Annotated in this window: 26 protein-coding genes; 9 read left to right on the top strand and 17 right to left on the bottom strand. The window is 61.7% G+C overall.

From position 1 onward, the window contains the following. Window positions 1-118 precede the first annotated feature (118 nt). The 5 genes from dapB to ACWGTI_RS17490 form a co-directional block, all read right to left on the bottom strand. Window positions 119-904, bottom strand: coding sequence for a 4-hydroxy-tetrahydrodipicolinate reductase (gene dapB / locus ACWGTI_RS17470; RefSeq protein WP_454588262.1), 786 nt, complete (start codon window positions 902-904; stop codon window positions 119-121). 62 nt (window positions 905-966) lie between these two features. After that, window positions 967-1,770: an arginase family protein gene (locus ACWGTI_RS17475; protein ID WP_454588263.1), complete on the bottom strand. Its 804-nt coding sequence runs from the start codon at window positions 1,768-1,770 to the stop codon at window positions 967-969. A 109-nt stretch (window positions 1,771-1,879) separates the two neighbouring features. Further along, window positions 1,880-3,052: a M20 aminoacylase family protein gene (locus tag ACWGTI_RS17480; RefSeq protein ID WP_454588264.1), complete on the bottom strand. Its 1,173-nt coding sequence runs from the start codon at window positions 3,050-3,052 to the stop codon at window positions 1,880-1,882. 11 nt (window positions 3,053-3,063) lie between these two features. Then, window positions 3,064-4,290, bottom strand: coding sequence for an allantoate amidohydrolase (locus ACWGTI_RS17485; RefSeq protein ID WP_454588265.1), 1,227 nt, complete (start codon window positions 4,288-4,290; stop codon window positions 3,064-3,066). Beyond that, a complete protein-coding gene (locus ACWGTI_RS17490; RefSeq protein ID WP_454588266.1) occupies window positions 4,287-5,495 on the bottom strand; it encodes a diaminopropionate ammonia-lyase in 1,209 nt (402 codons plus the stop codon). The genes ACWGTI_RS17485 and ACWGTI_RS17490 overlap by 4 nt, the downstream gene beginning before the upstream one ends. 104 nt (window positions 5,496-5,599) lie before the next feature. Here ACWGTI_RS17490 and ACWGTI_RS17495 point away from each other — a divergent pair, with 104 nt between their 5' ends. Continuing rightward, window positions 5,600-6,076, top strand: coding sequence for an Lrp/AsnC family transcriptional regulator (locus ACWGTI_RS17495; protein ID WP_454588267.1), 477 nt, complete (start codon window positions 5,600-5,602; stop codon window positions 6,074-6,076). A gap of 1 nt (window position 6,077) precedes the next feature. On the opposite strand, the gene ACWGTI_RS17500 is transcribed toward ACWGTI_RS17495, so the two are convergent. The 7 genes from ACWGTI_RS17500 to ACWGTI_RS17530 all read right to left on the bottom strand — a co-directional run bounded on the left by ACWGTI_RS17500 (window position 6,078) and on the right by ACWGTI_RS17530 (window position 13,186). Then, window positions 6,078-8,186 (bottom strand): molybdopterin-containing oxidoreductase family protein, encoded by a 2,109-nt coding sequence (locus ACWGTI_RS17500; RefSeq protein WP_454588268.1) that lies wholly within the window; start codon window positions 8,184-8,186, stop codon window positions 6,078-6,080. A gap of 147 nt (window positions 8,187-8,333) precedes the next feature. Beyond that, a complete protein-coding gene (locus tag ACWGTI_RS17505; protein ID WP_454588269.1) occupies window positions 8,334-8,531 on the bottom strand; it encodes a hypothetical protein in 198 nt (65 codons plus the stop codon). A gap of 3 nt (window positions 8,532-8,534) precedes the next feature. Continuing rightward, window positions 8,535-10,412 (bottom strand): ABC-F family ATP-binding cassette domain-containing protein, encoded by a 1,878-nt coding sequence (locus ACWGTI_RS17510; RefSeq protein ID WP_454588270.1) that lies wholly within the window; start codon window positions 10,410-10,412, stop codon window positions 8,535-8,537. A gap of 133 nt (window positions 10,413-10,545) precedes the next feature. Further along, a complete protein-coding gene (locus tag ACWGTI_RS17515; RefSeq protein WP_454588271.1) occupies window positions 10,546-10,980 on the bottom strand; it encodes a MucR family transcriptional regulator in 435 nt (144 codons plus the stop codon). Window positions 10,981-11,150: 170 nt separating this feature from the next. Next, the gene (locus tag ACWGTI_RS17520; protein ID WP_454588272.1) at window positions 11,151-11,369 is read right to left on the bottom strand and encodes a hypothetical protein; all 219 of its coding nucleotides are present in this window, start codon (window positions 11,367-11,369) and stop codon (window positions 11,151-11,153) included. Further along, the gene (locus ACWGTI_RS17525; RefSeq protein WP_454588408.1) at window positions 11,362-12,288 is read right to left on the bottom strand and encodes a DMT family transporter; all 927 of its coding nucleotides are present in this window, start codon (window positions 12,286-12,288) and stop codon (window positions 11,362-11,364) included. Before ACWGTI_RS17525 ends, ACWGTI_RS17520 begins: the two co-directional genes overlap by 8 nt. A gap of 64 nt (window positions 12,289-12,352) precedes the next feature. Then, complete coding sequence (locus ACWGTI_RS17530; RefSeq protein WP_454588273.1) at window positions 12,353-13,186, bottom strand: hypothetical protein; 834 nt, start codon at window positions 13,184-13,186, stop codon at window positions 12,353-12,355. 111 nt (window positions 13,187-13,297) lie between these two features. On the opposite strand from ACWGTI_RS17530, the gene ACWGTI_RS17535 reads away from it, so the two are divergent. Next, complete coding sequence (locus ACWGTI_RS17535) at window positions 13,298-14,266, top strand: LysR substrate-binding domain-containing protein (protein WP_454588274.1); 969 nt, start codon at window positions 13,298-13,300, stop codon at window positions 14,264-14,266. A gap of 245 nt (window positions 14,267-14,511) precedes the next feature. Here the strand turns inward: ACWGTI_RS17535 and ACWGTI_RS17540 are convergent, their stop codons facing one another. Next, the gene (locus ACWGTI_RS17540; RefSeq protein WP_454588275.1) at window positions 14,512-14,670 is read right to left on the bottom strand and encodes a hypothetical protein; all 159 of its coding nucleotides are present in this window, start codon (window positions 14,668-14,670) and stop codon (window positions 14,512-14,514) included. Between the two features lie 138 nt (window positions 14,671-14,808). On the opposite strand from ACWGTI_RS17540, the gene ACWGTI_RS17545 reads away from it, so the two are divergent. The 3 genes from ACWGTI_RS17545 (at window position 14,809) to ACWGTI_RS17555 (ending at window position 17,591) form a co-directional block, all read left to right on the top strand. Continuing rightward, window positions 14,809-14,973 (top strand): hypothetical protein, encoded by a 165-nt coding sequence (locus tag ACWGTI_RS17545; RefSeq protein WP_454588276.1) that lies wholly within the window; start codon window positions 14,809-14,811, stop codon window positions 14,971-14,973. A 91-nt stretch (window positions 14,974-15,064) separates the two neighbouring features. Continuing rightward, complete coding sequence (locus tag ACWGTI_RS17550) at window positions 15,065-17,146, top strand: ATP-dependent helicase (RefSeq protein WP_454588277.1); 2,082 nt, start codon at window positions 15,065-15,067, stop codon at window positions 17,144-17,146. A gap of 142 nt (window positions 17,147-17,288) precedes the next feature. Then, window positions 17,289-17,591: a DUF982 domain-containing protein gene (locus ACWGTI_RS17555; protein ID WP_454588278.1), complete on the top strand. Its 303-nt coding sequence runs from the start codon at window positions 17,289-17,291 to the stop codon at window positions 17,589-17,591. A 33-nt stretch (window positions 17,592-17,624) separates the two neighbouring features. On the opposite strand, the gene ACWGTI_RS17560 is transcribed toward ACWGTI_RS17555, so the two are convergent. After that, the gene (locus ACWGTI_RS17560; protein WP_454588279.1) at window positions 17,625-18,275 is read right to left on the bottom strand and encodes a sterol desaturase family protein; all 651 of its coding nucleotides are present in this window, start codon (window positions 18,273-18,275) and stop codon (window positions 17,625-17,627) included. 962 nt (window positions 18,276-19,237) lie between these two features. Between ACWGTI_RS17560 and ACWGTI_RS17565 the strand changes: the two genes are divergently transcribed. Genes ACWGTI_RS17565 through ACWGTI_RS17575 form a run of 3 tightly spaced genes read left to right on the top strand, consistent with a single transcriptional unit; the run spans window position 19,238 to window position 22,571 of the window. Next, window positions 19,238-20,182: a methyltransferase domain-containing protein gene (locus ACWGTI_RS17565; protein WP_454588280.1), complete on the top strand. Its 945-nt coding sequence runs from the start codon at window positions 19,238-19,240 to the stop codon at window positions 20,180-20,182. 8 nt (window positions 20,183-20,190) lie between these two features. After that, window positions 20,191-21,537 (top strand): class I SAM-dependent methyltransferase, encoded by a 1,347-nt coding sequence (locus tag ACWGTI_RS17570; protein WP_454588281.1) that lies wholly within the window; start codon window positions 20,191-20,193, stop codon window positions 21,535-21,537. Between the two features lie 38 nt (window positions 21,538-21,575). Then, window positions 21,576-22,571 carry a glycosyltransferase family 2 protein gene (locus ACWGTI_RS17575; RefSeq protein WP_454588282.1) on the top strand — a complete coding sequence of 332 codons (996 nt, stop codon included), beginning with the start codon at window positions 21,576-21,578 and terminating at the stop codon, window positions 22,569-22,571. Between the two features lie 133 nt (window positions 22,572-22,704). Here the strand turns inward: ACWGTI_RS17575 and ACWGTI_RS17580 are convergent, their stop codons facing one another. The 3 genes from ACWGTI_RS17580 to ACWGTI_RS17590 all read right to left on the bottom strand — a co-directional run bounded on the left by ACWGTI_RS17580 (window position 22,705) and on the right by ACWGTI_RS17590 (window position 25,235). After that, the gene (locus tag ACWGTI_RS17580; protein WP_454588283.1) at window positions 22,705-23,490 is read right to left on the bottom strand and encodes a GGDEF domain-containing protein; all 786 of its coding nucleotides are present in this window, start codon (window positions 23,488-23,490) and stop codon (window positions 22,705-22,707) included. Between the two features lie 266 nt (window positions 23,491-23,756). After that, window positions 23,757-24,278: a hypothetical protein gene (locus ACWGTI_RS17585; protein ID WP_454588284.1), complete on the bottom strand. Its 522-nt coding sequence runs from the start codon at window positions 24,276-24,278 to the stop codon at window positions 23,757-23,759. Between the two features lie 444 nt (window positions 24,279-24,722). Further along, window positions 24,723-25,235 carry a DinB family protein gene (locus ACWGTI_RS17590; protein WP_454588285.1) on the bottom strand — a complete coding sequence of 171 codons (513 nt, stop codon included), beginning with the start codon at window positions 25,233-25,235 and terminating at the stop codon, window positions 24,723-24,725. Window positions 25,236-25,305: 70 nt separating this feature from the next. Here ACWGTI_RS17590 and ACWGTI_RS17595 point away from each other — a divergent pair, with 70 nt between their 5' ends. Beyond that, window positions 25,306-26,001: a glutathione S-transferase family protein gene (locus ACWGTI_RS17595; protein WP_454588286.1), complete on the top strand. Its 696-nt coding sequence runs from the start codon at window positions 25,306-25,308 to the stop codon at window positions 25,999-26,001. The last annotated feature ends 72 nt before the right edge of the window (window positions 26,002-26,073 follow it).

A 26,073-nucleotide genomic window follows, 5' to 3' on the forward strand; every position in this document is an offset into this window, starting at 1 on the left:
TCTATAGCACTGGCTATACGACACGACCAATCGCTGAGCCGGCGCTCATCGGTCACGATACGGTGCGTCGATGGCGGGAAAGCAGCGACAACCGCAGCCCTGCAAGGGATTGGCAGGGTCAGTGCCCGGCGCTTTTGTCGAACCCCAGAACGCCGCGCATGTCGTATTCGCCCGGCGGCCGGCCGGCGACCCAGAGCGCCGCCGCTATGGCGCCGCGGGCGAACATCGAGCGGTCGCCGGCGGAATGCGAAAGCGTGAGCGTCTCGCCTTCACTGAGAAAGCTCACACTGTGCTCGCCGACGATGCTGCCGCCGCGCAGCACGGCAAAGCCGATCTCGTCGGCGGGGCGCGGACCGGTGACGCCGTCGCGAGCGCGTCTCGCGACATCGTCGAGATCGACGCCGCGTCCGCGCGCGGCCGCCTCGCCCAGCATCAGCGCCGTGCCAGACGGCGCATCGACCTTGAAGCGGTGATGCGCTTCGAGGATTTCGACATCGCAATCGTCGGAACCAAGCCCCCGCGCCGCCTGCTCGACCAGCCCGGCCAGCATGTTGAGTCCGAGCGAATAGCTGCCGGAGCGCACGATGGCGACGGACTTCGAAGCGGTGGCGATGGCGGCGAGCTCGGCCGGCTCGAAGCCGGTCGAGCCGATGACCAGCGCCGGGCCACCGCGCGCGGCGCAAGCCTGCGCCAGTTCGAGCGAGGCAGCCGGCGTGGTGAAGTCTATGACGACATCGGCAAGCGCCAGCGCCTCGTCACGATCGACCAGCCCCTCACTGGTGTTGCCCGGCCGATGGAACCGCGCCACGAGCTGTAGCCTGGGATCAGCCTCGACGGCATCGACCATCTGCCGTCCCATGCGGCCGAGCGTCCCGGCTATGGCAATCTTCAATAGCTGCGGCATGCGGCTCTCACTGGAAATGCTTTACCGAACAATCGTCTGGCATGCCGCCTTGCCAGATTGAATCAAGCTGCGCCATGCGTCTTGATCATCATGCCGGCGATCTCTTTCACCAGCTTGGCGGCGACCAGCGCGGTCAGGTTGGAGACATCCTGGTTCACATTGTATTCGACGACATCGGCCCCAACGATCGGCTGATCGATCCGCTGGATCAGGTTGATCACTTGCCGGGTTGTAAGACCACCGGGTTCGCGGTGCGAAACGCCGGGCGCACAGGCCGGGTCGAGGCCGTCGAGATCGACGGTGAGATAGACCGGCGTCTTGAGATCCAGCCGCAGATCCTCGCTGAAATGACGCGCCTCGATCACCTCGACGCCAAAGTGCGCGAGCCGGTCGCGAATCCCGTCGTTGAGCGTGCGCAAGCCGATCTGGATCACCCTGTCGGCGAGCCCCTCCTCGAGGATGCGCGCGAAAGACGACGTGTGCGAGCGTTTGTTATCTTGATACGCATCGTAGATGTCGGGATGGGCATCGATCTGGACGATCGTCAGCCTGGGATGGCGGTGACGCACGGCGCGCAGCACCGGCCAGGCGATCGCGTGGTCGCCGCCGAGGCTGATCAGCGGATGGCCGACGTCCAGCGCGCGGCCGACCTCGGCTTCGATCCGTTCCCACGGGTCGCCGGTTCCGGAAAAGTCGATGTCGCCATGATCGAGAAAACTGTCCGCCACATCGAAGCCGGTTTCACTCCACGAGGAGTGGGCATCGCTGCCGAGTTCGCGCCGGATCAGCGCGGGCGCCGCGGCCGCGCCCTTCAGATAGGACGAGTTCTCATCATGCGGTATTCCCAGAAGCGAAACCCTGGCCATTGGCGTGCGATCTCCGGCTACAGCTCATGTCCCCTAAACCCGGGAGCTGGCTGGGACCAGCGCAGCCGTTTGGGCCAACAGCGAAGCCGGACCCGCAATCAGGCCGCGGTCATTTGCCGGCTTCGCCGCCTAGTCTTTGCCTGACGATGGCGGCGTGGAAATTCGTGCCATGCAACAGCCCGTCATCGTTGAAGTCGTAGCTGGAATTGTGCAGCGGGGCTGAGGCCTCGCCATTGCCGAGGAAAACGAAACAGCCCGGCACGTGATCTAAAAAGCGGGCGAAATCCTCCGAGCCGGTCATCGGCTCCGCCGCGACGCCGACGGCGTTGTCGGCCAGCACGCGCCTGGCGGCGGCGAACGCCTCGTCGACGAGCTCGGCATCATTCTGCAGCGGCACGAATTCCCTGCTGTAGGTGATCTCGGCGGCAACATTGTAAGCGGCGGCCGTGCCGGCTGCGATGACCCGCATCTGGCGCTCGATCTCGGCGCTGACTTCAGGACGGAAAGAGCGGGCATCACCGAGGATGCGGGCAAGACCAGGCAGCGCGTTACGGGTGCCGTCGGTGATCAGCTCGGTCACTGAAACCACCGCAATGTCGGCGGGGCTCAGCCGGCGCGAGACGATGGTCTGAAGATTGGTGACCAGCGCGCAGGCGGCGACCAGTGTCTCCTTCCCGGAATGCGGCCGCGCCGCATGGCCGCCGACCCCCTTGAGCACGATCTCGAAATTGTCCTCCGCCGACATCATCGGGCCGGCACGGGTTTCGAAATGGCCGATGGGCAGGCCCGGTATGTTGTGCAGGCCAAAAATCTCGTCGAAGGGAAAGCGCTGCATCAGGCCGTCATCGAGCATCGCCAAGGCTCCTTTGCCCCACTCCTCGGCCGGCTGGAAGACGAAACGCACGGTGCCATCGAACCCGCCCTCAGTGGCCAGCAGCTTCGCGGCGCCAAGGAGCATAGTGGTGTGGCCGTCATGGCCACAGGCATGCATGAAGCCGGGGTTTTGCGAACGATAGCTTGCGGCCGACTGCTCGGTGATGCGCAGCGCATCCATATCGGCCCTGAGCGCAATCGCCCGGTTGCCGCTGCCGCGCTTCAGCGTGCCGACGACGCCGGTGCCGCCGACGCCCTCCGCGACGTCGTCCAGCCCGAATTCACGCAGCTTGGCGGCGACGAATGCCGCCGTGCGCCTTTCCTCGAAACCGAACTCGGGATGGGCGTGCAGGTCCCGCCGCCAGCCGGTCATCTCCCGCTGCAGCGCATCACGATCGAATTCGGTCATTTTTCTCGGACCTATCTTGCAAGCTGGGTGGCGACATCAAGCAGGATGTTGGCGCCGGCGACAAGCTCGGCATCCTCGGTATGTTCGAGCGGACTATGGCTGATGCCGCCGGCGCTTGGCACGAAGATCATCGCCGCCGGCGCGATGCGCGCCATCATTTGCGCGTCATGGCCGGCGCCGGAGGTCATGCGCCTCACAGCGAGACCACGGTTTTTCGCGGCCGCCTCGATCCGTTCGACGATGCCGATGTCGAACAGCACCGGCTCGAAGCGAGCGAGCCGCTCGACCGAGATCGATACATTCTCCGAAACGGCAAGCTCTTCGAGATAGGCATCAAGGGCTGCCTCATGCGCCTGCAGGCGCTGTTCGTCGGGATCGCGCAAATCGATGGTGAACACGGCGCGCGAGGGGATGACATTGATGGCATTCGGCTCGAAGCGCATCGTGCCGACCGTAACCACGGTCGGCCCGTTGGAAGCCGTGGCCCGGTCGTGCAGGAAGGTGATGATCCGAGCGGCGGCGTGGCCAGCGTCGCTGCGCATCGACATCGGCGTGGTGCCGGCATGGTTGGCGGCGCCATCGATGGTGATGCGCTGCCAGGAAATGCCTTGCAAATTCTCGACCGCGCCGATCGCCACGCCTTCGCGTTCCAGCACCGGTCCCTGCTCGATATGCAGCTCCAGATAGGCGTGCGGCTCGAGGAAGCCAGGTTCCTTGTGGCCGGCATAGCCGATGCGGGCGAGTTCCTCACCGAGCACGCTGCCGTCCGTGCCAATGGCGGCCAACATCGCGTCGGCGCTAGCGCCACCGGCATGGACCAGCGATCCCATCATGTCGGGCGTGTAGCGAACGCCTTCCTCATTGGTGAAAGCGGCGACCGCGATGGGACGCGAAGGCGAGAACCCAGAGGCCTGCAGCGTCTCGATCACCTCCAGCCCGGCAAGCACGCCATAGCAGCCATCATAGATGCCGGCATCGATGACGGTGTCGATGTGCGAACCGATGAGCAGCGGCGCCTGCCCGGCATTGTCGGCACTTTGCCAGATGCCGAAGATATTGCCGACCCGGTCGATGGCGACTTCCAGCCCGGCCTGTTTGAGCCAGCCGACGAAGAGGTCGCGGCCTTGCCTGTCAGTGTCGGAGGCGGCGAGCCGGATCAGCCGGCCGTCATCGTCACGGCCTATGCCGCCAAGCTCACGGATACGGCCAAGCAGGCGCTGTTCATCGATCCCGATCATGCCAATGCCCCGGCTGCCGTCCTGCCGACCATCACATCGGCCGGTGTCATGCCGACCAGCTCGGCATAGCGATGCGGGTCCGTGGCGCCTTCGGTGTTGATCAGCAGCACACGCGAATTTCCGTCGAGGCCAAGCTCCGCCTTGTTGTCGGCCACCGCGCGGACCAGCCCGGCAAGGCCGACGCCGCCACTCTCGCCAGCGACAATCACCGGATCGCCGCCAGCCGGTCGGGCAAGCCGCCGCATCACCGCGACGGCCTCGTCCTCGTCCACCGTCATGAAAGCATCGGCAACCCGCGCCAGCACGCGCCAGGCGACCGCCGAGGCCTCATAGCATTCCAGCATCGCCATCACCGTCGGCTGATCGTGCGCAACCTTGACCACGCGGCCCGCCTGGGCGGCCGCGACAACGCAGGCTGCGCGCGCCGGCTCTACCACGATGAAGGTCGGCCTGGCATCGCCGAGCACGATGGCGAAATGGCCTGCCACCGCGGCGGCAATGCCGCCGACACCGGCCTGCACGAAGACATGGGTTGGCGGGCGCGGCAACTGACGCAAGGCTTCGCGCACGATCGCCGTATAGCCCTGCATGACGAGACCGGGGATGCGCTCATAGCCTGGCCATGAGGTGTCGGACACCACCGTCCAGCCCTTCTCGGCCGAAACCTGCGCGGCTTGCCTGACCGAGTCATCATAATTGCCGTCGACTCGGATCATCTCGGCGCCATAGCGGGCGATGGCTGCTATGCGCTCCTCGCTGACGCCGGCGTGAACGAAGATTGCCGCCTTGGCGCCAACAAGCTGCGCCCCTTGCGCAACCGAGCGGCCGTGATTGCCATCGGTGGCGCAGGCCACCGTCATGCCGGCAGCGACCGCCCGAATTTCGGGCCGGTCGAGATCCGCAACGTCAACGGGTCGGCCGAGCGACCGGCTCGCCTGCTCCAGCACCAGGCGAAACACGGCATAGGCGCCACCCAGCGCCTTGAAGCTGCCGAGGCCGAGGCGATGACCCTCATCCTTGATGTGAACAGCGCCGAGGCCAAGTTCGTCGGCCAGCGCCGGCAGCGCATGCAGCGGCGTCGGCTGGTGATTGTCGCGATGGGCAAGAAAGCACTCGACCGTGTCGGCGCCGGCAATCCCCAGCGTTTCGGCATCGGCCGGATCGAGCGGACGGCGGTGCAAGGCATTGCTGTTGAGCTGGAACACGGGCGGCCCTCCTTGGGATCAGACGAAATCATATTGCAGCCGAGGCGCAAAAGGCGCTGTAATTGGCGTTACAAAATGCAAGTTTGTTTCGCCGGGATAACGCTTTGCCTCAATCGCCTTCACTCGACAGTTTCGACCTCGCCATCCTTGCCATCCTGCAGCTGGATAACACGACGCCGCAGCGGCTGATCGGCGAAGCCGTCAACCTGTCGGCGCCGGCAGTGCAACGGCGCATCAAGCGCATGGAACAATCCGGCGTCATTGCCGGTAACGTCGCGGTCATCGAGCCGGCGGCGATCGGCCAGCCCATCACCATCTTCGTCGAGGTGGAGCTGGAGAGCGAACGCTCGGACCTGATCGACGCGGCCAAGCGGCAATTCGCGGCGGCGCCCGAAGTGCAGCAATGCTATTACGTCACCGGCGAGGCCGATTTCATCCTGGTCATCACCGTGGCCGACATGGGCGCCTATGAGGCGCTGACACGCAAACTGTTCTTCGACAGCAAGAATGTGCGAAAATTCCGCACCTTTGTGGCCATGGACCGGGTCAAGGTCGGGCTGACGGTGCCGCTGCCGGGATAGTTCAGCCGGCTGGTCGCAGCCAGACCTTGTTGTCGTGGAAGGCAGCACCGCCATAGGGCGCCGGCGCATCAGTGCCGGTGAGCACGTTGATGCCCTCGCCGCGCTCATGGGCGCTGTTCGGCCAGATGCCTTCGGCGATAACCACGCCACGCTTGATGCCGTCGAACAGCTTTGCGTGCAGCACCACTTCGCCCCGCCGGTTGCCGACCTCGATACGGTCGCCATCGCCCAATCCGAGCGCTGCGGCATCGTCCGGATGCAACAAGAGTTCCGGCCGGCCCTCCTTAGCCCTCGACACTGGTGTTTCCGAAAATGTCGAATTGAGGAAGTTGCGCGCCGGTGATGTCGTCAGCCGGAACGGATGCTCGGCGTCCGCGACCTCGATCAGGTCGACATGGTCGGGGAATTCCGGCAGCTCGGCCACTGGGCCGAACAGGCCCATACTTTTCGGAGGCCGATTGGGCGCTTGCTGCCCGCTCCAGTTGGCGCGGAAATGGAACTTCTTGTCGGCATGGCCGAAGCCAGTGACGAAGTGTGCCGCCTCGAAATCCGGTTGCAAGTCGACCCACTTGTCTTCCTTAAGGCTGGCAAAGCTGCCCAGTCCGCGCTTGCCGAGGATGATGTCGATATGCTGCTGCTCGGTCAGGCCAAAACCCGAGCGGTCGGCAACGCCGAGACGCTCGGCCAGTTGCTCGATGACGAAATGATTGGTGCGCGGGCCTTCCGGTGGCTCGATCAGTTTGGGCCCAAGCGTGATGTGCTGGTTGCCACCACCCTTGTAGACATCGTCATGCTCCAGGAACATCGTTGCCGGCAGCACGACGTCGGCAAGTTTTGCCGTGTCGGTCATGAACTGCTCGTGCACGCACGTGAACAAATCGTCGCGCAGGAAACCCTGCTTCACCAGCCGCTGCTCGGGCGCGACATTCACAGGGTTGGTGTTCTGGATCAGCATCGCCGTCACCGGCGGACCGCCATAGAGCGCGTCCGCGGCACCGGTCAGCACCGGGCCAATGCGCGAATGGTCGAGATGGCGGATCGAGGGGTCGCGCATCTTCGTGCCTTCCAGCACCTCCTGGTTCAGCTTGAAGATGCCGGAGTTGGAGTGGAAGGCGCCGCCGCCTTCATACTGCCATGCGCCGGTGACGGCGGCGATGCAAGACGCCGCATGCATGTTGACCGAGCCATTGCGCTGGCGGGAAAAGCCGTAGCCAAGGCGGAAATAGGTCTTCTTCGTCGTGCCGACGAGGCGGGCAAAGGCCTCGATTTCGGCGGCGGCAAGGCCGGTAATGGAGGAGGCCCATTCCGGCGTGCGCGTCTTGAGATGTGCCTCCAGACCCTTGGGATCGTCGGTGTACTGTTCGAGGTAAGCGCGGTCGGCCATGCCTTCCCTGAACAGAACATGCATGACCGCGCAGGCCAGCGCGCCGTCCGTGCCGGGCTTCAGCACCAGCCCCATATCGGCCTGCTTCATCGTAGCGTTCTCGTAGACGTCGATGACGACGATCCTGGCGCCGCGTTCCTTGCGCGCCTTGATGGCGTGGGTCATGACATTGACCTGCGTGACCACGGCATTGGTGCCCCAAATCACGACGCAGTCGGACTTCGCCATTTCGCGCGGGTCGGGACCACGCAAGGCACCCGCCCCCATCATCCAGCCGGTCCAGGCCAGGTTGGTGCAGATCGACCCGAAGAAGCCGGAATACTTTTTCGCATGGCGCAACCGGTCGATGCCGTCGCGCTGCACCAGCCCCATCGTGCCGGCGTAGTAATAGGGCCAGACGGTCTCCGATCCGTATTTTTCCTCGGCCGCGATGAATTTTTCGGCGACGAGGTCGAGCGCCGCTTCCCAGCTGGATTCCTTCCAGAGGCCGTCGCCCTTGGCGCCGGTTCGCACCAGCGGCTTCAGCAACCGGTCGGGGTGATGGACGCGGTCGGCATAGCGCGCAACCTTGGCGCAGACGACGCCGGATGTGTAGGTGTTGGCCTTGGCGCCATGGACGCGGCCGATGCGGTTGCCATCAAGAAGTTCGACCTCGAGTGCACAGGTCGACGGACAATCATGCGGACAGGCGGAGTGGCCGATTCTGAGCTTGGCGTGCTGGTTCATGGCAGTTGTGTAACGGGTTTCAGGCGCGGCGTGTAGGGCCAGCTCTTGCCCTTCCCTTGATGGGGAGGGTCGGCGCGCAGCGCCGGGGTGGGATGGACTTGGCGCTGCCGCCACCCCGGTCCGCTTGGCGGAGGCCAGGCCTTATCGCTAGTCGAGACTGATGTTCTTGTAGAGCGCATTGTAGGCACCGCATTTCGAGCAGCGCATGTGGCGCTCGATATGATCCTCACCCGCCTTGGCGTCGAAGATGTCTAGATCTGCGTCCCCACATTCAGGGCATTTGACGACAGCTTTGGGATCAACCGCCAGTATCTTCCCGGCTTCGATCCACAATTCCTTCGACATGCCCTACTCCCCCGTGCCTTCCTCATACTCCGCCGACATGGTCAGCCACTTCTCTTCATGGCCGGCCAGTTGCTGTGCCAGTTGCGAGCGCTCCTTGGCGAGCCGGGTCGCCGTCGACGGGTCCTTCTCATAGACGGCCGGATTGGCGAGTTCGTCCTCGATCAGATCGATGCGCTTGCGGATGCGGTCCATCAGCGCCTCGGTGGCGCGGATCTCCTTGGCCAGCGGCTCGAAGGCGGCGCGGCGCGCGGCCGCATCGCGGCGGCGATCGGCCTTTGATGCCTTCTCGGCCTCGCGCTTGCCTCGGCGGTCTCCGGACACGCCGGTGACCAACGTCTTGTAGTCCTCCAGGTCGCCATCATACGGATTGACCGCGCCGTCCTTGACCAGCCACAGCCGGTCGGCCGTAGCCTCCAGAAGATGCCGGTCGTGCGAGATCAGGATGACGGCGCCGGGAAATTCGTTCAGCGCATGGATCAGCGATTCACGGCTGTCGATGTCGAGATGGTTGGTCGGTTCGTCGAGGATGAACAGGTTTGGCCCCTCGAAGGCCGACAGGCCCATCAAAAGGCGCGCCTTCTCGCCACCGGACAGATCCTTGGCGGCGGTGTTCATCTTCTCGGTTGTGAGACCGAACTGGGCGACGCGACCACGCACCTTGGATTCCGGCGCCTCCGGCATCAGCCGGCGAACATGCTCATAAGCGTTTTCATCCGGCCTGAGATCGTCAAGCTGATGCTGGGCGAAGATAGCCACTTTCAGCCCAGGCGCAACTGTCATGGTGCCGGTTTCCTGTTTCAGCCGGCCCGACAGAAGCTTGGCGAAGGTCGACTTGCCGTTGCCATTGGCGCCGAGCAGCGCGATGCGGTCGTCGGCATCGATGCGCAGCGTCATCTTCTTCAGGATCGGCTGGCCCTCGGTGTAGCCGACATTGACGTTGTTCAAGGCAATGATCGGCGAGGCAACGGTCTTCACCGGCTCGGGGAAGGAGAATGGCCGCACCGTGTCGTTCACGATCGCGGCGATCGGCTTCATCTTCTCCAGCGCCTTGATGCGCGACTGCGCCTGCCTGGCCTTCGAAGCCTTGGCGCGGAAGCGTTCGACGAAGGACTCCATATGCTTGCGCGCGGCTTCCTGCTTGACGCGGCCCTTCTCCTGCAACTCCTTCTGCTCGGTGTACTGGCGCTCGAACTGGTCGTAGCCGCCGCGCCAGAAGGTCAGCTTCTTCTGGTCGAGATGGACAATGGAGTTGACGGCGCGGTTGAGCAGGTCGCGATCATGCGAGATCAGAAGCACGGTGTGCGGATATTTCGACACATAGTTTTCCAGCCACAGCGTGCCTTCGAGATCGAGATAGTTGGTCGGTTCGTCGAGCAGCAGAAGGTCGGGCTCGGCAAACAGCACGGCGGCGAGCGCCACACGCATGCGCCAGCCGCCAGAGAAGGACGAGGCCGGGCGGCGCTGCGCGGCGTCATCGAAGCCAAGGCCGGCAAGGATGGTCGCGGCACGGGATTCCGCCGAATGCGCGTCGATATCGGCCAGTCGCATATGGATGTCGGCGATGCGGTGCGCGTCGGTGGCGGTCTTTTCTTCCTCGAGCAGCGCTGAGCGCTCGAGATCGGCCTTGAGCACGATCTCGATCAAAGGCTCCTCGGTGCCCGGCGCTTCCTGCGCCACCTGGCCGATGCGAGTATTCTTGGGCAGGCTGATCGAGCCGGTCTCGGAGGGGAAATCGCCGGTGATCGCCTTGAACAAGGTCGTCTTGCCGGTGCCGTTGCGGCCCACGAGGCCAGCCTTGGTGCCTGCCGGCAAGGTCAGCGAGGCATGGTCGAGAAGCAGGCGCCCGGCCATGCGGAGCGAAAGGTCGTTGATGATAAGCATGCCGGGGCTTTTGCACGGGAGGGCGGCGCTTCGCAAGGGCTTGGGGGCCGGCGGGGGCATAAGGCATGAAAACGGCGCGCCTGAAGCGCGCCGTCCATGACTGCAAACTGATAACTTTCAGAGACGACCTGGGTCAGGCCTTCGTCTTGCGCTTGGCCGCGGCCGGGACGGCCGGCTTGCGGCCGAGGCCCGAGGATTTGGCCAATGCCGAACGGGTCGCGGAATAGTTCGGCGCAACCATCGGATAATCCGACGGCAGGCTCCATTTGGTGCGATACTCGTCCGGGCTGAGCCCATGATCGGTCATCAAGTGCCGCTTCAGCGACTTGAATTTCTTGCCATCCTCAAGGCAGACGATGTGGTCAGGAAACACCGAACGCTTCGGATTGACGGCCGGGTTAAGCGCAGGGCTCTCCACGGCAACCGCACTGCCCAACTTGCGAACCGATGCGCTGACGCTTGCGATCAAATCCGGTAGGCTAGAAGCTGGCAGTGGATTGTTGCCGACATAGGCCGATACAATGTCGGCGGTCAGTTCAATAGCAGTCTTATTGTCGAGAGTTTGCAATTTGTTTTTCTCCCGCCGGTGATGCAGTTGCCGGCCTTTTTTTGAAGAGTGTTCTCGATGTATCCACTTAACAGCACCCCCCCAGTGGGTCGTTAAGGGTCAATAAATCATCAAGAATCGGTACAGGAGGATGTTTCCACATCAGGTTGCAACGTTGCAAATTAGAAAATCTAATACTTCGAAGCGGCCAATTTCGCCGTTGCGGAGCTGACGGGTCTGGAATCGGCCAATATCTCCAGAATACGTTTCCAGCGGGCGCATCGCCCGAAATCCTTTTGCTCAATCGCCTTTTCGGCTTTCATCGCGGCATAGAGCGGCGCCTCGGCGCCGAACTCCTTGATCAGCCAGTATGCTTCCTGTCTGGCGAGGCGTTCATCGTCGTCAAGCATGGTTTTCAGCCTCCGAGCGTTCAATGCCCACCGCAATGCAACTGCCGATGACGAGGACCGCACCGGCAATCGCGGTCAGCGTCAGCCTTTCACCGGACAGCGTCAGCAGCAGCGTCGAGGCGATCGGCGTCAGATAGGCGACAACCGCAACCTTGCCGCCACCTTCGAGCTTCAAGGCGCGCGACCAGAAATAGTAGCCCAGCCCCATCGGACCGGCGCCGAGATAGAGGCCAAGCAGAAGGTCCGCGCCAGTTGGCCAAGCCGCGCCGTCGTGAACACACCAAAGCAAGGTCAGGCCGACGCCGACCAGTGCCGAAGGCAAAAGCAAACGCTCCGACGATGTGGCCAGGCGAGCGACCGCGATCGAATAGAACGCCATGCAAAGCGCCGAGCCGAAGGCGGCGAGATAGCCGACGATGCTGCCCTGGAGAAAAGACGGGCCGCGACCACCCGAAATCACCAGCGCCACGCCGACAAAGCCGACCACGGCAGTCAAGCCGAGGAGCACGGGGCGCTGTGGCTTGCCCAGCACGATGACCGCCGCCGCGACCATCAGCGGCCAGGTGTAGGCAACGAGGTTGGCCTCGATCACCGGCATGGAGGCAAAGGCGATGTATTGCAGCACCATGGTGCCGACCAGACCGATGACGCCGACCGCGACCGCGTGGGCGGTCGTGGCCGCGTTTTCCGGCGCCGCATTCCTGCGGCTGGCCAAATGGATCACGGCGAACACCAGCGCCGCTCCGCAAAACTGCAGCAACTGCACCAGCGACACCGGGTGGCTGGCCAGCAGGGATTTGCCGACCAGCGCGTTGGTCGACCACAGCGCGACCGCGCCAACGGCAAAAACCAGCGCCGATGGCGAGCCCGACCCATCCCGGGAAGGCCGGGATGGCGCCCTGCCCGTGTCGCCGACCATGATTTCTTCCGAACCGACGGTCAAACCGGTGTCCACTTCTATGCTCTGGCTACCATGATTCTGGCTACCATGATTCCCTTGAGCCGCCCGGGAACGGCGCATCGGTCGCTGCCGCAACCGGACGTTCTTCCTCGAAGCGGCGATAGGCCGGCAGCTGGTTTGTCCAGACGTCTTCGGCCAGCTCGTTGACCCATGCACGATCTTGGTCATTGTCGGCTGCGAGATAAAACATGCGGTTGTCATCGACATAGGGCTTGGCCACCGAGCGCTGGTTGAGCACCAGCGTGACGCGGTCACCGAACTGGATCGGCGCCGTCCGGTGCAGAACGCCAAGAAACTGTCCAAGCGTTGCGTAGTTCATCTTATGATCGATACGCATGATACGGTTGCGCGGGATCTCGCTGCCGGATTCGAGGATGGCGCGGCCGGTCTCGGAATCGTCGCAGTAGATTTCGAGATGGCCGCCAACCAGCGGATTGCTGATCGACAGCGGAATGAGTTCGGTGACCGGAACGCCGTCGCAATGCCAATCGACGGCGCCGTCCTTGGGATTCATGAAAGTGACGGTTGAGCCGACGATCGACAGCGGGTAAGGCTCGAGCTTGGTGCCCATCATGTCGGACAGACGTTCCAAGCGCAGCTTGTCATGCAGCAGTTCCCTGATCTCCGGAATGAAGCGGTCGGCGCCGGTGATGAAGGTCAGATCGAGATGCTTGTGGACGGCGTGGCTGGACTTGAGCTTCAACGCCGCTTCCTCGATCGCCGCCAGCAACGCCGGGTCGTAGCCGTGCAGATACTGCGCAACGCCAAAACTCGACACTTTCCAGGCTGTTTCGTGACCGATAATGGCTTCACGGCTCATCGCATAGCGCAAATCGGGAATGGTATGGGCGTTCATTCTACTTCTCCAGGGTGGGGGCGTCACTTGGTAAACAGTCGATTAATTTCCCCACCCCTGTAAAATTAGGAATGCTGGTGCTACTGTAAGCCCAGCTTAAGGTCGAAACCCGTGCGTCTGCTCAGTCAGGTCAACCTCAATTCGCTGAAGATCGTCGAAAGTGCCGCGCGGCACCGTAACTTCACGCGCGCCGGAGAAGAGCAGTTCATTACTGCTTCCGCGGTCAGCCAGCGGGTCAAAAGCCTCGAGGACCAGCTGCGTTTCAAGATCTTCGAGCGCGGCGGCAATGCGGTTTCTCTGACGCCCGAGGGCGAGACCTATGTGTCGCGCGTTCGCGAGGCGCTGGAGCGGATCGTGGCAGCCAGCATGGAAGCGACCGGACAGTCGCAGGCGCATGTGCTGAAGATTTCGGTGCTGCCGACTTTCGCCGCGCGCTGGCTGTTTCCGCGCCTGCCGCTGTTCCAGCGGCAATATCCCGAAATCGAGATGCGGGTCTCGACCTCCTATGCCACGCATGAGTTCGCCACCTCCGAGTTCGACCTGGAGATCCGCTATGGAGACGGCAGCTTTCCCGACCTGACCGCGGATCTCTTGTTCAAGGAGGATTTGACGCCGGTATGCAGCAGGAGGCTGTTCTACGAGATTCTCGGCGACAAGCCCCTGTCAAAGGTGACGCCGGACGACCTCAGGCATTTCACACTGCTGCATTCCGACACTTGCACACAGAACTGGCAGTCGTGGCTGGGTTTTGCCGGCGCGAGTTCCGTGCTCGGCGAGGCCAAGAGCATCTTTTTCGATTCCTGCATGATGTCCTATGAGGCGGCCAATGCCGGCATGGGCTTTGCAGTTGCCAACCGCGCCTATATGGCGAGCGACATCCGCGCCGAGCGGCTGGTGGCGCCGTTTGCCGTCCATCACCCCAACACCGCCGGCTGGTATTTCGTCAGCCCGGTCACCGCGCCCTACGCGCGCAAGGTGGAACTGTTCAAGCAGTGGATCATGGCCGAGGCTACGCTGACGCAGTGCCAACTGGACGCCGAGATCGCCAGCGGCCCGGTGCTGCGGCAGGCGATGGCCTGAGGTCGCTCCTGCCGAGGGCTCAGCGCTATGATCTCTTCCAGGGTCTTTCTGCCAATTTTGAGCAGGAGCGCCGTCATGAAGCGGGGCGATGCGGCTCACCTCATGACGCAGAGGAAAGACTCAGCTATATTCGGTCGCGCGGCGGGCCTGTTTCCCCGCTTGGCCGGCGCTTTCAGCTTCCTCCCAAGCGGCGCCGGCCTTCTTCCCTCAGGCGCCGTTTCGCTTCACCCCCTATTTTGAGACGATCATTGCGCCGGTGACGGTTGATCGCCACCAGTTGCCGGCTTTGGCGCCGACTCCGTCTGCGGGGTTTGATCGAGCACCGGAGCCTTGGTTGGCTGGATGTCGCCGTCGCAGGCCGCCAGCGTCAGGCCTGCGGCAAACAGAATTAGAAGCCTCTTCATGGCAACCTCCTGGGTTTGCCCTCTCCTCCGTAAAGGCAACGAGGTGGTTCGGCTTTGGTTGCACACCGCATCGGGCCGCGTCACCGGCTGGAACAAAACGCCGCCTCTGCGGTTGGTTGAAGCAAAGGAGATCGCGCCATGATCCGTCTGCTCATTGCCGGCCTTGTCGCCTATGCTACCTATCGCCTCGCCAAGGAGGTGATCGACGCCGTGCCTGACGATTTCGAACCGCTGCCGATGCCCGGTGACGAACGCGCCTTGCGACGCCAGTCGGCGGCAATGGGCGTCGCTCCGCGGAAATAGGCCAGCCATCCCCACAGGGATAATGGCCCGGCAGAGACCGGGGGCAGCGCTAGCCCGTTGCGAACAAAGCGGAAACGATGCTTGATGGGCGATGACCATCGCCATCAATGATTCGACCCTGCAGCCCGCCTATCTCGCCAAGCTCAACGCCGAGCAGCGGCTGGCGGTCGAGCATGGTGACGGGCAGATCGCCGGGCCGTTGCTGGTGATTGCCGGTGCAGGCTCCGGCAAGACCAACACTCTGGCCCATCGGGTTGCGCATCTGATCGTCAAGGGCGCCGATCCGAGACGCATCCTGCTCATGACGTTCTCGCGCCGCGCCGCCACAGAAATGGCCAGGCGGGTCGAACGCATTACCACCGAGGTGCTGGGCCGCGATGCGTCCGTCATCGCCGACGCGCTGGCCTGGGCGGGCACGTTTCATGGCATCGGTGCCCGGCTGCTGCGCGACTATGCACTGACGATCGGCCTCGATCCGGCCTTTACCATCCACGACCGCGAGGATTCCGCAGACCTGATGAATCTTGCTCGGCATGAGCTCGGCTTTTCGAAGACCGAAAGCCGTTTTCCGACCAAGGGTACGTGCCTGGCGATCTATTCGCGCACTGTTAACGCGCAGGTGCCGCTCGGCGAGGTGCTGGGTTCGGCGTTTCCCTGGTGCGCGGGGTGGGCAGAACAGCTGAAAGAGCTGTTCGCCGGATATGTCGAGGCCAAGCAGGCGCAGAATGTGCTCGATTACGACGACCTCCTGCTCTACTGGGCGCAGATGGCCGCCGAGCCTGAAATCGCCGCGCATCTTTCCTTCCGTTTCGACCATGTGCTGGTCGACGAATACCAGGACACCAACAGGCTGCAGGCCTCGATCCTTTCGGCGCTGAAGCCGGACGGCGCCGGACTGACGGTGGTCGGCGACGACGCGCAGTCGATCTATTCGTTTCGCGCCGCCGAGGTGCGCAACATCCTGGATTTCCCCCAGCAATTCGCGCCAGCCGCTGATGTCATCATGCTGGAGCGCAACTACCGTTCGACCGAGACCATTTTGGCTGCGGCCAACGCGGTTATTTCCGAAGCGTCGGAGCGCTTCACCAAGAACCTCTGGTCGGAGCGCAAATCCTCGCAAAAGCCAAAACTGGTCAGCGTGCGCGACGAGGCCGAACAGGCAAATTATGTCTGCCAGGCGATCCTTGCCGAGCGCGAGGCCGGCACGATGCTCAAATCGCAAGCGGTGCTGTTTCGCGCCTCGCATCACAGCGGGCCGCTGGAGATCGAGTTGACGCGCCGCAACATCCCGTTCGTCAAGTTCGGCGGGCTGAAATTCCTCGACGCTGCCCACGTCAAGGACGTGCTGGCGGTGCTGCGCTTTGCCGAGAACCCACGCGACCGCGTCGCCGGCTTTCGCGTGCTGCAGCTACTGCCCGGCATCGGCCCTTCAGCGGCCAGCGCCGTGGTAGAGACCATGGCGACGTCGCTCGACGAAGCGATGGGGCTGGCCCGCTGCCGGCCGCCGCAACGCGCGTCGGAAGACTGGCCGGCCTTCGTTGCGCTCTATTCCGGCCTGCGCGCCCGGACAGGAAAATGGCCGGCCGATCTCGAACAGATCAGGCTGTGGTACGAGCCGCATCTCGAGCGCATGCACGAAGACGCCACGACGCGGCGAGCTGACATCATGCAGCTCGAGCAGATCGCCTCGGGCTACGCCTCGCGCGAGCGCTTCCTGACCGAACTGACGCTGGATCCGCCGGATGCGACCAGCGACCAGGCCGGGCCGCCGCATCGCGACGAGGACTATCTGATCTTGTCGACCATCCATTCAGCCAAGGGCCAGGAGTGGAAGAATGTCTTCGTGCTCAACACCGTCGATGGCTGCATCCCGGCCGATCTCGGGGTCGGCACCAGGGAAGATATCGAGGAAGAACGCCGGCTGCTTTACGTCGCGATGACGCGCGCCAAGGACGGCCTGCACCTGGTGACGCCGCAGCGCTTTTATCCGCACAACCAGCCGGCGCGCGGCGACCGCAACGTCTATGCCTCGCGCAGCCGCTTCATCCCGGCCTCGATCCTCGGCGCCTTCGAACAGACCTCGTGGGCGAGCGTCCACGCAAAGGACGATCCGCGCCACAGACCTGAAGTCCGGGTCGACCTCGGCGCCCGCATGCGCGGCATGTGGAAATAGCCGCCGGCCGGCGCCACCCAGGGAACGGCGTCGAAAGCAAAATTCGCTGTCAGGGAACCTCGGGCCGCCAGGCGCGTTTTTCGGCGTCCCACCCGCGATCGGAGAGCGACCGTCGCTCTTACGCCCATCCAGAGAGGCCAGAATGCACGACGCAATGTTCTTCACCCCGGTTGCCGTCACCGTTGGCGCCGGCCACAAACGCATGCTCTCCTCGCTGTTCGAAATGCACGATTTCCTGACCGAGTTTCCGCCGTCGCGCCGGCGCCTGAGCTATGGCGCCGCGGTGAAGGCCTGCGAGGCGGCACGCGCCGGCGAAATCTCGACTGAAGCCGCGCGCGATGCCTTGATCACCTTTGCGGTCACGGCGGGCATCCTCTGGCCCGCAGTCCAGCCGATCATCTCGGTCAAGCCGGTCGCGCGCGGCTATGGCGGCTACGCCGCCTGAGCGTGGCTGGACCAAGCCTGACCAGCGAAAAGATCAATCGGACTTGCCGGCCGTCGTCGGGGAGGCTTCGGCCAGCCTCGCCGGCTGCGCGAGCCGTTCGGTGCTGCCGACAAAGAGTTGATCGGCTTTGCCGACAAAGGGATAGGCAAGCTGCTGATGATAGAGCGGCGGGAGCGGGCCATCGGTGCCGGATTTCTGCGGCATCCTGTCGGGCATGAACAACGTGCCCCCCAGCATGTCGAGCAAAGGCAGCTGCCCGGCGAATTTCTGCGGCATCCTGTCGGGCATGAACAACGTGCCCCCCAGCATGTCGAGCAAAGGCAGCTGCCCGGCGAAATTCTTATCCCAGGCTTCACGCTCATTGGCATGATGCCAGTGATGAAACTGCGGTGACGCCAGAAGCCATTTCAACGGTCCGACCCTGATGCGCGTGTTCGAATGGACGAACAGCGACTGCCACTGATAGACCAGTGTGAAGATCAGTATGGCGGTGGTCGAGAAGCCCAACGCGAAGACCGGCAGGAACGAGGCCGATTTGGTCAGGATCTGGTCGACAGGATGGACGCGGTGCGCGGCCAGCCAATCCATCTCCTCGATGCTGTGGTGGATCGAATGGAAGCGCCACAGGAACGGAACGGCGTGAAAAGCGCCATGCGCCAGGTAGAAGCCGGTATCGGCCAGCACGAGAACCTCGATCGCCTGCAGCCAGACCGGTGCGACTGCACCGCTTGGTCAGCGCTGCCGGAACAAACCGGTGCAGCACCAGCATCGCTGTGCCGATCAAGGCGAGCAGGCCGATCTTGATGATGATGCCGTTGAACAAGAGGTAGACGACGTCGTTCAACCAATGCCGGCGCGTCGACGATTGCTCCGCATGCAGCGGCAACAGCCTCTCCAGCGGAATGAAGATAAGCGCGATGGCCAGCACCGCCTTGAGGTCTACGAGATCGGACACCCCTGCCCTCGTTGAAGCCGAAGATTGGTTCGGCAGAGATTAATGGCCAAGGGATGAACGGATTGTTGACGGTGGCTTGCCGCTACCGATCACCCAATTTTTAGAAAATCGAGATTCAATCCGTATAGCGATATTTTTGGCTCCATTTTTCTTTAATATCGCATCGAGTGCGGAGTTGATCTCAGAAACGATAGTTTTTTAAGAGCAACCAAAAACAAATATATTGGTCGGTGACCGCAACCAAAAATTGTACCCGTCCTCGATTTTAGCTTAGCGAAAGCTCTCATTCCAAGTATGTCGATTCATGATGTACATAACTCTCCAATGCGTATTGTGTGATCAAGCTTTGGGGTTTAACGTGCCTTTGTGAACCGGGAGGACGACCAAGCGACCTGTGCGCTGGACACGCTATTAAACGCAAATCCATAAGTATATCAGCGTATGAATGGGTGGGACCTTGCAGAATACACAAGGAATATTGACGTCTCGACTGGGCAACTTTTGGAATAGAAACAATCTTGGCTCTCTGGTCACGGTAGCCCGCCGGCTCGGCTTTCAACAGCTTTTTGCGCTTCGAAAACAACCTGCCCTGGACATATCCAACTCACTGCCTTCCGCGGCGCCGCCTCCCGAAGCACCGCCGTCCGCAGTACCGCCTCCCGAAGCACCGCTTGCCGGAAAATTTGTCCATATGATCGACAATCTCTGGTGCGATACATATGGCGTGTTCGTGAAAGGCTGGGCTCATGCTTGGGAACTCCCCATCACTGCGATGCGGTTGAGGAGCGGGGATTTTCAGGTAGAGGTTTTGGACTTCCACGACCGATCCGATCTGGCGCCCTTCTTCCCATCGCTAAATTCAATGAAATGCGGCTTCTCCGCCTACCTGGCCTGCAGTCCTTTCCGGCCGGTGGTTCTGGAAATCGAGACGCTCGATGGCTCAGCGGAGTTCGAAATCTCCGCACTTTCGGCCAATCACCCTGTCAATACTGCCCTTCCCGAGCCGGAGCTCGCGCACCAGCGTTTTGTCGAAGAGATGAAGAGGACCGGCGGTGTCGTTGTGGAAATCGGGGCGCGTGTCGTGGGACCGTCGTCTTCGCTACAGGCACGGCGGTTCGAGCCCGAGTGCAAATTCATCGGTGTCGACATCCATGAAGCGCCGGGCGTCGACGTTGTGGCGGACGCACATTTCCTGAGCGAGCATTTCGAACCCGGTTCAATAGACGGAATATTCTCTTACGCTGTGATGGAGCATCTTAGTTGTCCGTGGCTGCTGGCGGCCCAGATCAACAAGGTGCTGAAGGCAGGAGGCTTGACCCTGCACTCAGTGCCGCAAGCCTTCCCGATCCATGAAATGCCCAACGATTTCTGGCGGATTTCGAGCGAAGGCTTGAAAATCCTGTTCGCGCCCGAGATGGGCTTCGAGATCCTCGAAGTCGGAATGACGACGCCGGTGAAAATGTATGTGCACCCAACCTTCCGGAAAGGTCCCATGCTCGAATTTGCGCTCCATGATGGCATGGCGGCGTCCTATGTCCTGGCGCGCAAGACTTTCGATCTTCCGGATGGTGCGGTTTCCTGGCCCCTCAAGCGCAGCAAATCCATGGAACACAGCAAAGCTTATCCGAAGCACTGAGCACAACGATGCCAGAGAAGAAATTCATAAACTTCGACTGCCCGCCGGCCCCGGCGGAATTCGTTTGTCCAGCGTGTGGTGGCGCCAATGCCAAGGCGAAAGTTCTTAGTGCCGGAACGATGTCGCTTTACCGATGCGATCAATGTGCGTCGCTGATTTATCACCCGTTTCCGTCAATCGATTACACGGAACACACTGACCCGCTGGGTATCCGCAACTACGTCGAAATGAACGCCTCGATCGATACGGTCGCGCGGAACATCCTCAGGGTTGTTCCAGAAGGTCGCGCGGGCCGAATCGTCGATATCGGCTGCGGTTTCGGCTTTGCCTTGGATGCCGTTCGCACCATTGCCGGCTGGGAGGTCAAGGGTTTCGAGCCTTCCCAGTATGGCGGCGCGGGGCGAGATCAACTCGGCCTCGATATCCTCCGCGATTTTGCGCCGCTTAACGCCAACCCCCAATATCTGTATGATGTGGTGCATTGCTCGGAGGTGATCGAGCACATTCACGATGCGGCCGCCTTTCTGACAATCCTGACATCGTATTTGGCCGAGGACGGCGTAATCGTCCTGACCACGCCCAACCCCGAGCGGATCAATCCAGCCACCGAACGAAGCACCCTTTTGGCGCTGCTGTCACCTGGAGCTCACACGATCCTCTTCAGCGCTGAAGCGCTGATACGGCTGTTCAATGAAGCGGGATTGCCATTCGTGTCCGTCGACAAAAGCTCAGACAGCACCTTGTTCTATGCGTCGCGCAAACCGATCAAATTCCAACCCACCGAAAATTGGGAGAGTAAGGTTCTAGGGTATCTCGAGAATGCGCTTGCCCGCGCCATCCCTGGTTCCTCGTTGGCAATCGGCTTGCGCTATCGCCTTTTTCGTGGAGCCATCGACCACGGCAAGTACGGACTGGCCGAAGAGAACTTCGCTTCAATTCTTGCGGATGCCCGACCCAAACTGGATGACATAAATACCTTGGCCGAGTTTGCCGACCGGTGGCCGCTTTGCATAGCGGCTTCGACCTACTATCGCGGAATGCTGCTGCTCATCCACAAGGGCGACTATCTGAGCGCGGCCGAGCATCTCCATGCGGCACATCTGCTGTGCCGGAAGAAGCTCTCAATCGATTCCTCGGTAGCGGGCGTCGAAGCCGATTTGATCTGGCGGGCGAAGTACCACGAAGCGCTTTCGCTAAAATATGCAGGCCAGAACCGTCGAGCCCTCTCGGTTCTTGACGCATTGGAGAATAAGGATCTCATGGTGAAAGTACCGTCGAACCTTGTTCAGGACGTTATAAACCTTCGATCCTATCTCACAAATTTACTTCCTCAATATGAAAGACTCAATGCTTGATGTCTTTTGTCCACGGACCGGAATGAAGGTTTAATTTGATGGAACGATCGATCGTTGCCTGCATACCGCTCTATAATGGTCGGGATTTCATTGGAGCGTCACTGAAAAGTGTCCTCGAGCAGACTCGTCCGCCAGATGAGGTGATCATCGTCGACGATGGCTCCACCGACGATGGTGCCGAAGTCGCACGGGACATAGCCAAGGGCGACAATCGGGTTTGTATCCTGACAAAACAGAATGGCGGCCAATCGTCGGCCCGCAACATGGGCGTCCGCAACTCCAAGAGCGACCTGATCGCCTTTCTTGATCAGGACGACTGGTGGTACCCAAAACATCTGGAGACTCTGGAAGCTGCGGCAAGGCCTGAACCTCAGATAGGTCCATTCGGATGGGTCTACAGTGACCTCGACGAATACGATCGGGATGGAAATCTCGTGGTTCGGCAGATGCTCAAGCGACTTGGTTCAGAACATCCGAAACGGACCATCTACAACTGCCTGTCCCAGAACATGTACGTTCTCCCATCTGCCTCCCTAATCTCTCGCGAAGCGTTCGAGGCGGTAGGTGGATTTGACGAGCGGCTTTCCGGTTACGAGGACGACGATCTTTTCCTGCGCCTGTTCAGGGCGGGCTACACCAACAGGTTTCTGAGAGAGGCCTTGTCGGCGTGGCGCATTCATGGTGAGTCCGCGTCATACAGCGCAAGAATGGCAAGGTCGGCTCTAATCTACGCAGACAAGCTTCTGGAGACATTTCCAGACGACGTTTCTTTGCGACGCTACTACGCCAGAGACTTGATAACGCCGCGTTTCTTTCGAAGTGCGGCTGGCACCTACCGGATTGCAGGTCGGTGCGGAAGCTCGGAACTGATGACGCCAGCACTTGCGCTTATCGACAGGATCACGCCTACAATGAGGATCAGGCGATGGCTGATCATGCGCGCGATACGGCCTTTCCTCGGCAGTCATTTGGTTGCGAAACTGGCATCTTTGGAATTCACACGTGGCTTTGTAAGCCGGGTCCTCGCAATTTAGGGGCGTCACGCAATTAGTTTGTCGGACTATGCAAGCCTGTTTCAGCGCATTCTTTGCGCGATGGCCAGGAGGTAGATAGTTCCTCCCCGCTCCGGTGTTCCTGTAGCACCGCGCACGCATACAGGCTCGCCGCTCAGTGAAACGTCGTATCCCCTGCCAGCAGGCCGCGCGGCCCGGTTGTCTCGAAACTGACCTGGTCGCGGCCATTCGATTTGGCCTTGTAGAGGTGCCGGTCGGCCGTCAGGAACATGTCGGCATAGGTGGTGGGTCCGTTGAACGCGACGCCGCCGATGCTCACCGAGAGCGGACAAGGGCGGCCGCCCGGGGCAAATTCGACCTCGCGGATTCTGCGCCTTATCCCCTCGGCGACCAGCCAGGACTGCGACGGGTCGGCGCCAGGCAGGAAGATGGCAAATTCCTCGCCGCCTATGCGCCCGACGATATCGGCGCCGCGCAGCTGAGCCTTGATCGTCTGAGCGATCAGCTTGAGCGCCTGATCGCCGCAATCATGGCCGAGACGGTCGTTGATAGTCTTGAAATGATCGGCATCGACGATCAGCAGGGCGCCGGCATCGACGACGGCCTGGCTGCGGGCCTGTTCGAGATAGGCTTCGACCAGCATCGAAAACGCGCCGCGGTTGAACACCGCCGTCAGGCTGTCGGTCGCCGCGACGATGGCCAAGTTCTTCTGGGCAATTGCCAGCTGGCGCATCTTGTACATCAGGAAAGAGAAGAACGATCCACCCAGCACGAGCGGCAGCAAAAGGTCGGTGAGTTGCGCCCAGCGCAGCGCTTCAGGCGACAGCGACGGAAAATTGTAGGAATCGACAAAGAAGGCAGCCGCGATACAGATCGCTGTGCCGACAACTGTAACCGCTATGACCCTGCCCCAGCTCGTGGGCGACAGATCGATCCGCATTCCATTCTCCCACCGTGTCCGCCATTTTGCAGTGGGAACACAAATGAAACCCTAAAACCTTGCCTTCAATTGTAATGTGGTTAACAGCCCGTAGAAAGCACGGCCGGTCGCCGTGAAGATGCCGGCGGTCGCAAAAAGCCCGCCACTTGCGTAGCGGGCTTTCCGACTGGCCGGAGGCTTCTCGTCAGCATATGTCCCTCGGGGCATGCGGTAGGAGAGTGCCGTAAAGCCTCACGGCTGGTTTCGACACTCCCGCGAAACCCGTCTCAGCGACGGGAGATCAGCAGGCAGAGCTGCCGTAGATCGCTGTCGTAGGTGCCCTCGCTGCTGAGCACATCGATGCAGCGCTTCTTCATGCGTGCGATCTGGCTGCTCGACATGTCGGCGACGACGCCGGGGATACCCCGAGTGCCGGGGGTCCCCGGAGTGCCAGGCGTTCCAACGCCGACTCCGACATTGACGCCGTTGTTGGTACCAACCGATACGTTGGCAGTGGTGCCGTTTGTGCCGATGGAAGCCGTGGCACCGCCACCGCCAATGGTGGCGTTCGCACCTGCGCCGCCAGCGCCGCCGATCGAAGCGTTGGCACTGGTGCTGTTACCACCAAACGACACACTGCCGTTGGCCCCGTTGGCGCCGCCCACATTCGCGCTGGCTCCGCTATTGCCAACGGAAGCGCTCCCGATGCCACCAATGCCAACATTTTGGGCGTTTGCGGGAATGGCAAAAATAACGACAATCACGCCGCTTGCAAGTGTTCTGGCGAGTTTCTTTCCAATACTAGTCATGACACTCTCCTTTGTGACACTTCTATTTATTGCACTGCAACAATCCGGGATCGGTCCCGCGTTTTTGTTTGTGCAGCTTAAGTACGCGCGCGAAGTTCTCAAAGTTTCTTAATTTTTTCCAACTTACTTCATCGTAGTTTGCAACTGTTGCACTGTTGTTCTAAAAATAAATACGAGTCTTCTTAAAGATTTAAATTTTATCAAATCGGCCAACAAAAAATCCATGCTAAAACCGGTGTTGCGAACTTCTCTTCCCACAAGCGGCTACGAGCGACCCGGAATCGTCAATGACGGAAGCTCCAGCGTGGCGCGAAAACGGGCACTATGGGGATGTCGTCACGGGCCACGCCGCTTGCGGCGTGGCCATAAAGCGAAAGCCGTTTTCTCAGACGCGCGGCAAGGCACACCCGTCGCCAGGCCGGCGACTGCCGCGCGCACCTGTCGTCAGGCGTAGGCGCGGCCTTCGTCAGTGCGCTGAAAAAACGCCAGGTCGAGCGGCACCGAAGGCCGCCCGAGAATGGTCAGAATGGCGTGCGCCTGACCGCGGTGATGGGTCTGGTGGTTGAAGACGTGACCCAGCGCCGGCGCCAGCCGCTGCGAGACGGTGCGCATGTCGGAAACGGTCATATAGGAGAAACGTCCGGACAAGGCCCTTTCGCTCAAGGTCCCGACCCAGTCGACGATCCGCCTGTCCTCGGCCTCGCGCGCCAGCTTCAAGCCAGGCAAAGCGCGGTGCAGAATTGCGTCAAGCTTTGCCGGTGCATCGCCCTCGCCGGTGAAGCGTTTCATCCAGATGCGGTCGGCGGCAAGCAGATGGTTGAGGGTGCCCATCATCGAGCCGAAAAACACGCCGACGTCGCGGTTGAACTCTTCCTCGTCAAGTTCGGCGACGGCACCGTAGATGCGGCCATTGGCCCATTGATTGTAGGCCGCAAACATCATGAAATGCTGTTTCATCTTTTCTTCCCGCCGACGAGTTCCGCTTCAACCGCAGGCGCCTAATTAGACCGCGAGGACGCAGCCGCCAATGACCATTCTGTTCTATGAACTCGTCGGACGCGACACGACCCGTCCGTTCAGCCCGCATTGCTGGAAGATTGCCATGGCGCTTGCGCATAAAGGGCTGGACAGATCCAGCCTGCCGACGCGCTTCCTCGACGTACCCGGGGTCGAAGGCGGCATCTCGAAGACCGTGCCGGTGATCCGCGACGGCGATCGTGTGGTGGCCGATTCCTTCGCCATCGCGCTTTACCTGGACGAGACCTATCCCGAGCGGCCGACGCTGTTTGCCGGCGACGGCGGCAAGGCGATGGCGCGTTTCATCGAGCGCTGGTCGCAGCTCACCATCCATCCTTATGTCACCACGGCCGCGCTGCTCGACATCCACGCCATGCAGGACGACGAGAACGCCGCCTATTTCCGCGCCAGCCGCGAGCAGCGCTTCGGCAAGCCGCTGGAAGCGGTGACGGCCGGACGCGATGCCGGACTCTCAGGTTTCCATGCCGCGCTGGAACCGCTGCGTTCGATGCTCGGCTATCAGCCGTTTATCGGCGGCGCCTCGCCGCTCTTTGCCGACTATATCGTCTTTGGCGCGCTGCAATGGGCGCGCATCACCTCGCCCTACCGCTTGCTCGACGACAGCGACATCGTTGCGCAATGGTTCGAACGCTGCCTCGACCTTCATGGCAGCCTCGGCCGCACGGTGGAGGCGGCAGCCGCCTAGGGATCAGGGAATAGGCAGTAGGCAATAAGGTCTCCGCGCTGTATGCCTGCTGCCTATTCCCAACAAAAGCCT

The organism is Mesorhizobium sp. ArgA1, assembly GCF_053714375.1.

Coding starts and splice junctions, on each gene's coding strand:
- dapB (WP_454588262.1), bottom strand. CDS start 904: ATGCCGCAGCTATTGAAGATTGCCATAGCCGGGACGCTCGGCCGCATG.
- ACWGTI_RS17475 (WP_454588263.1), bottom strand. CDS start 1,770: ATGGCCAGGGTTTCGCTTCTGGGAATACCGCATGATGAGAACTCGTCC.
- ACWGTI_RS17480 (WP_454588264.1), bottom strand. CDS start 3,052: ATGACCGAATTCGATCGTGATGCGCTGCAGCGGGAGATGACCGGCTGG.
- ACWGTI_RS17485 (WP_454588265.1), bottom strand. CDS start 4,290: ATGATCGGGATCGATGAACAGCGCCTGCTTGGCCGTATCCGTGAGCTT.
- ACWGTI_RS17500 (WP_454588268.1), bottom strand. CDS start 8,186: ATGAACCAGCACGCCAAGCTCAGAATCGGCCACTCCGCCTGTCCGCAT.
- ACWGTI_RS17505 (WP_454588269.1), bottom strand. CDS start 8,531: ATGTCGAAGGAATTGTGGATCGAAGCCGGGAAGATACTGGCGGTTGAT.
- ACWGTI_RS17510 (WP_454588270.1), bottom strand. CDS start 10,412: ATGCTTATCATCAACGACCTTTCGCTCCGCATGGCCGGGCGCCTGCTT.
- ACWGTI_RS17520 (WP_454588272.1), bottom strand. CDS start 11,369: ATGCTTGACGACGATGAACGCCTCGCCAGACAGGAAGCATACTGGCTG.
- ACWGTI_RS17525 (WP_454588408.1), bottom strand. CDS start 12,288: ATGGTCGGCGACACGGGCAGGGCGCCATCCCGGCCTTCCCGGGATGGG.
- ACWGTI_RS17530 (WP_454588273.1), bottom strand. CDS start 13,186: ATGAACGCCCATACCATTCCCGATTTGCGCTATGCGATGAGCCGTGAA.
- ACWGTI_RS17540 (WP_454588275.1), bottom strand. CDS start 14,670: ATGAAGAGGCTTCTAATTCTGTTTGCCGCAGGCCTGACGCTGGCGGCC.
- ACWGTI_RS17545 (WP_454588276.1), top strand. CDS start 14,809: ATGATCCGTCTGCTCATTGCCGGCCTTGTCGCCTATGCTACCTATCGC.
- ACWGTI_RS17550 (WP_454588277.1), top strand. CDS start 15,065: ATGACCATCGCCATCAATGATTCGACCCTGCAGCCCGCCTATCTCGCC.
- ACWGTI_RS17555 (WP_454588278.1), top strand. CDS start 17,289: ATGCACGACGCAATGTTCTTCACCCCGGTTGCCGTCACCGTTGGCGCC.
- ACWGTI_RS17565 (WP_454588280.1), top strand. CDS start 19,238: ATGATCGACAATCTCTGGTGCGATACATATGGCGTGTTCGTGAAAGGC.
- ACWGTI_RS17570 (WP_454588281.1), top strand. CDS start 20,191: ATGCCAGAGAAGAAATTCATAAACTTCGACTGCCCGCCGGCCCCGGCG.
- ACWGTI_RS17575 (WP_454588282.1), top strand. CDS start 21,576: ATGGAACGATCGATCGTTGCCTGCATACCGCTCTATAATGGTCGGGAT.
- ACWGTI_RS17580 (WP_454588283.1), bottom strand. CDS start 23,490: ATGCGGATCGATCTGTCGCCCACGAGCTGGGGCAGGGTCATAGCGGTT.
- ACWGTI_RS17585 (WP_454588284.1), bottom strand. CDS start 24,278: ATGACTAGTATTGGAAAGAAACTCGCCAGAACACTTGCAAGCGGCGTG.
- ACWGTI_RS17590 (WP_454588285.1), bottom strand. CDS start 25,235: ATGAAACAGCATTTCATGATGTTTGCGGCCTACAATCAATGGGCCAAT.
- ACWGTI_RS17595 (WP_454588286.1), top strand. CDS start 25,306: ATGACCATTCTGTTCTATGAACTCGTCGGACGCGACACGACCCGTCCG.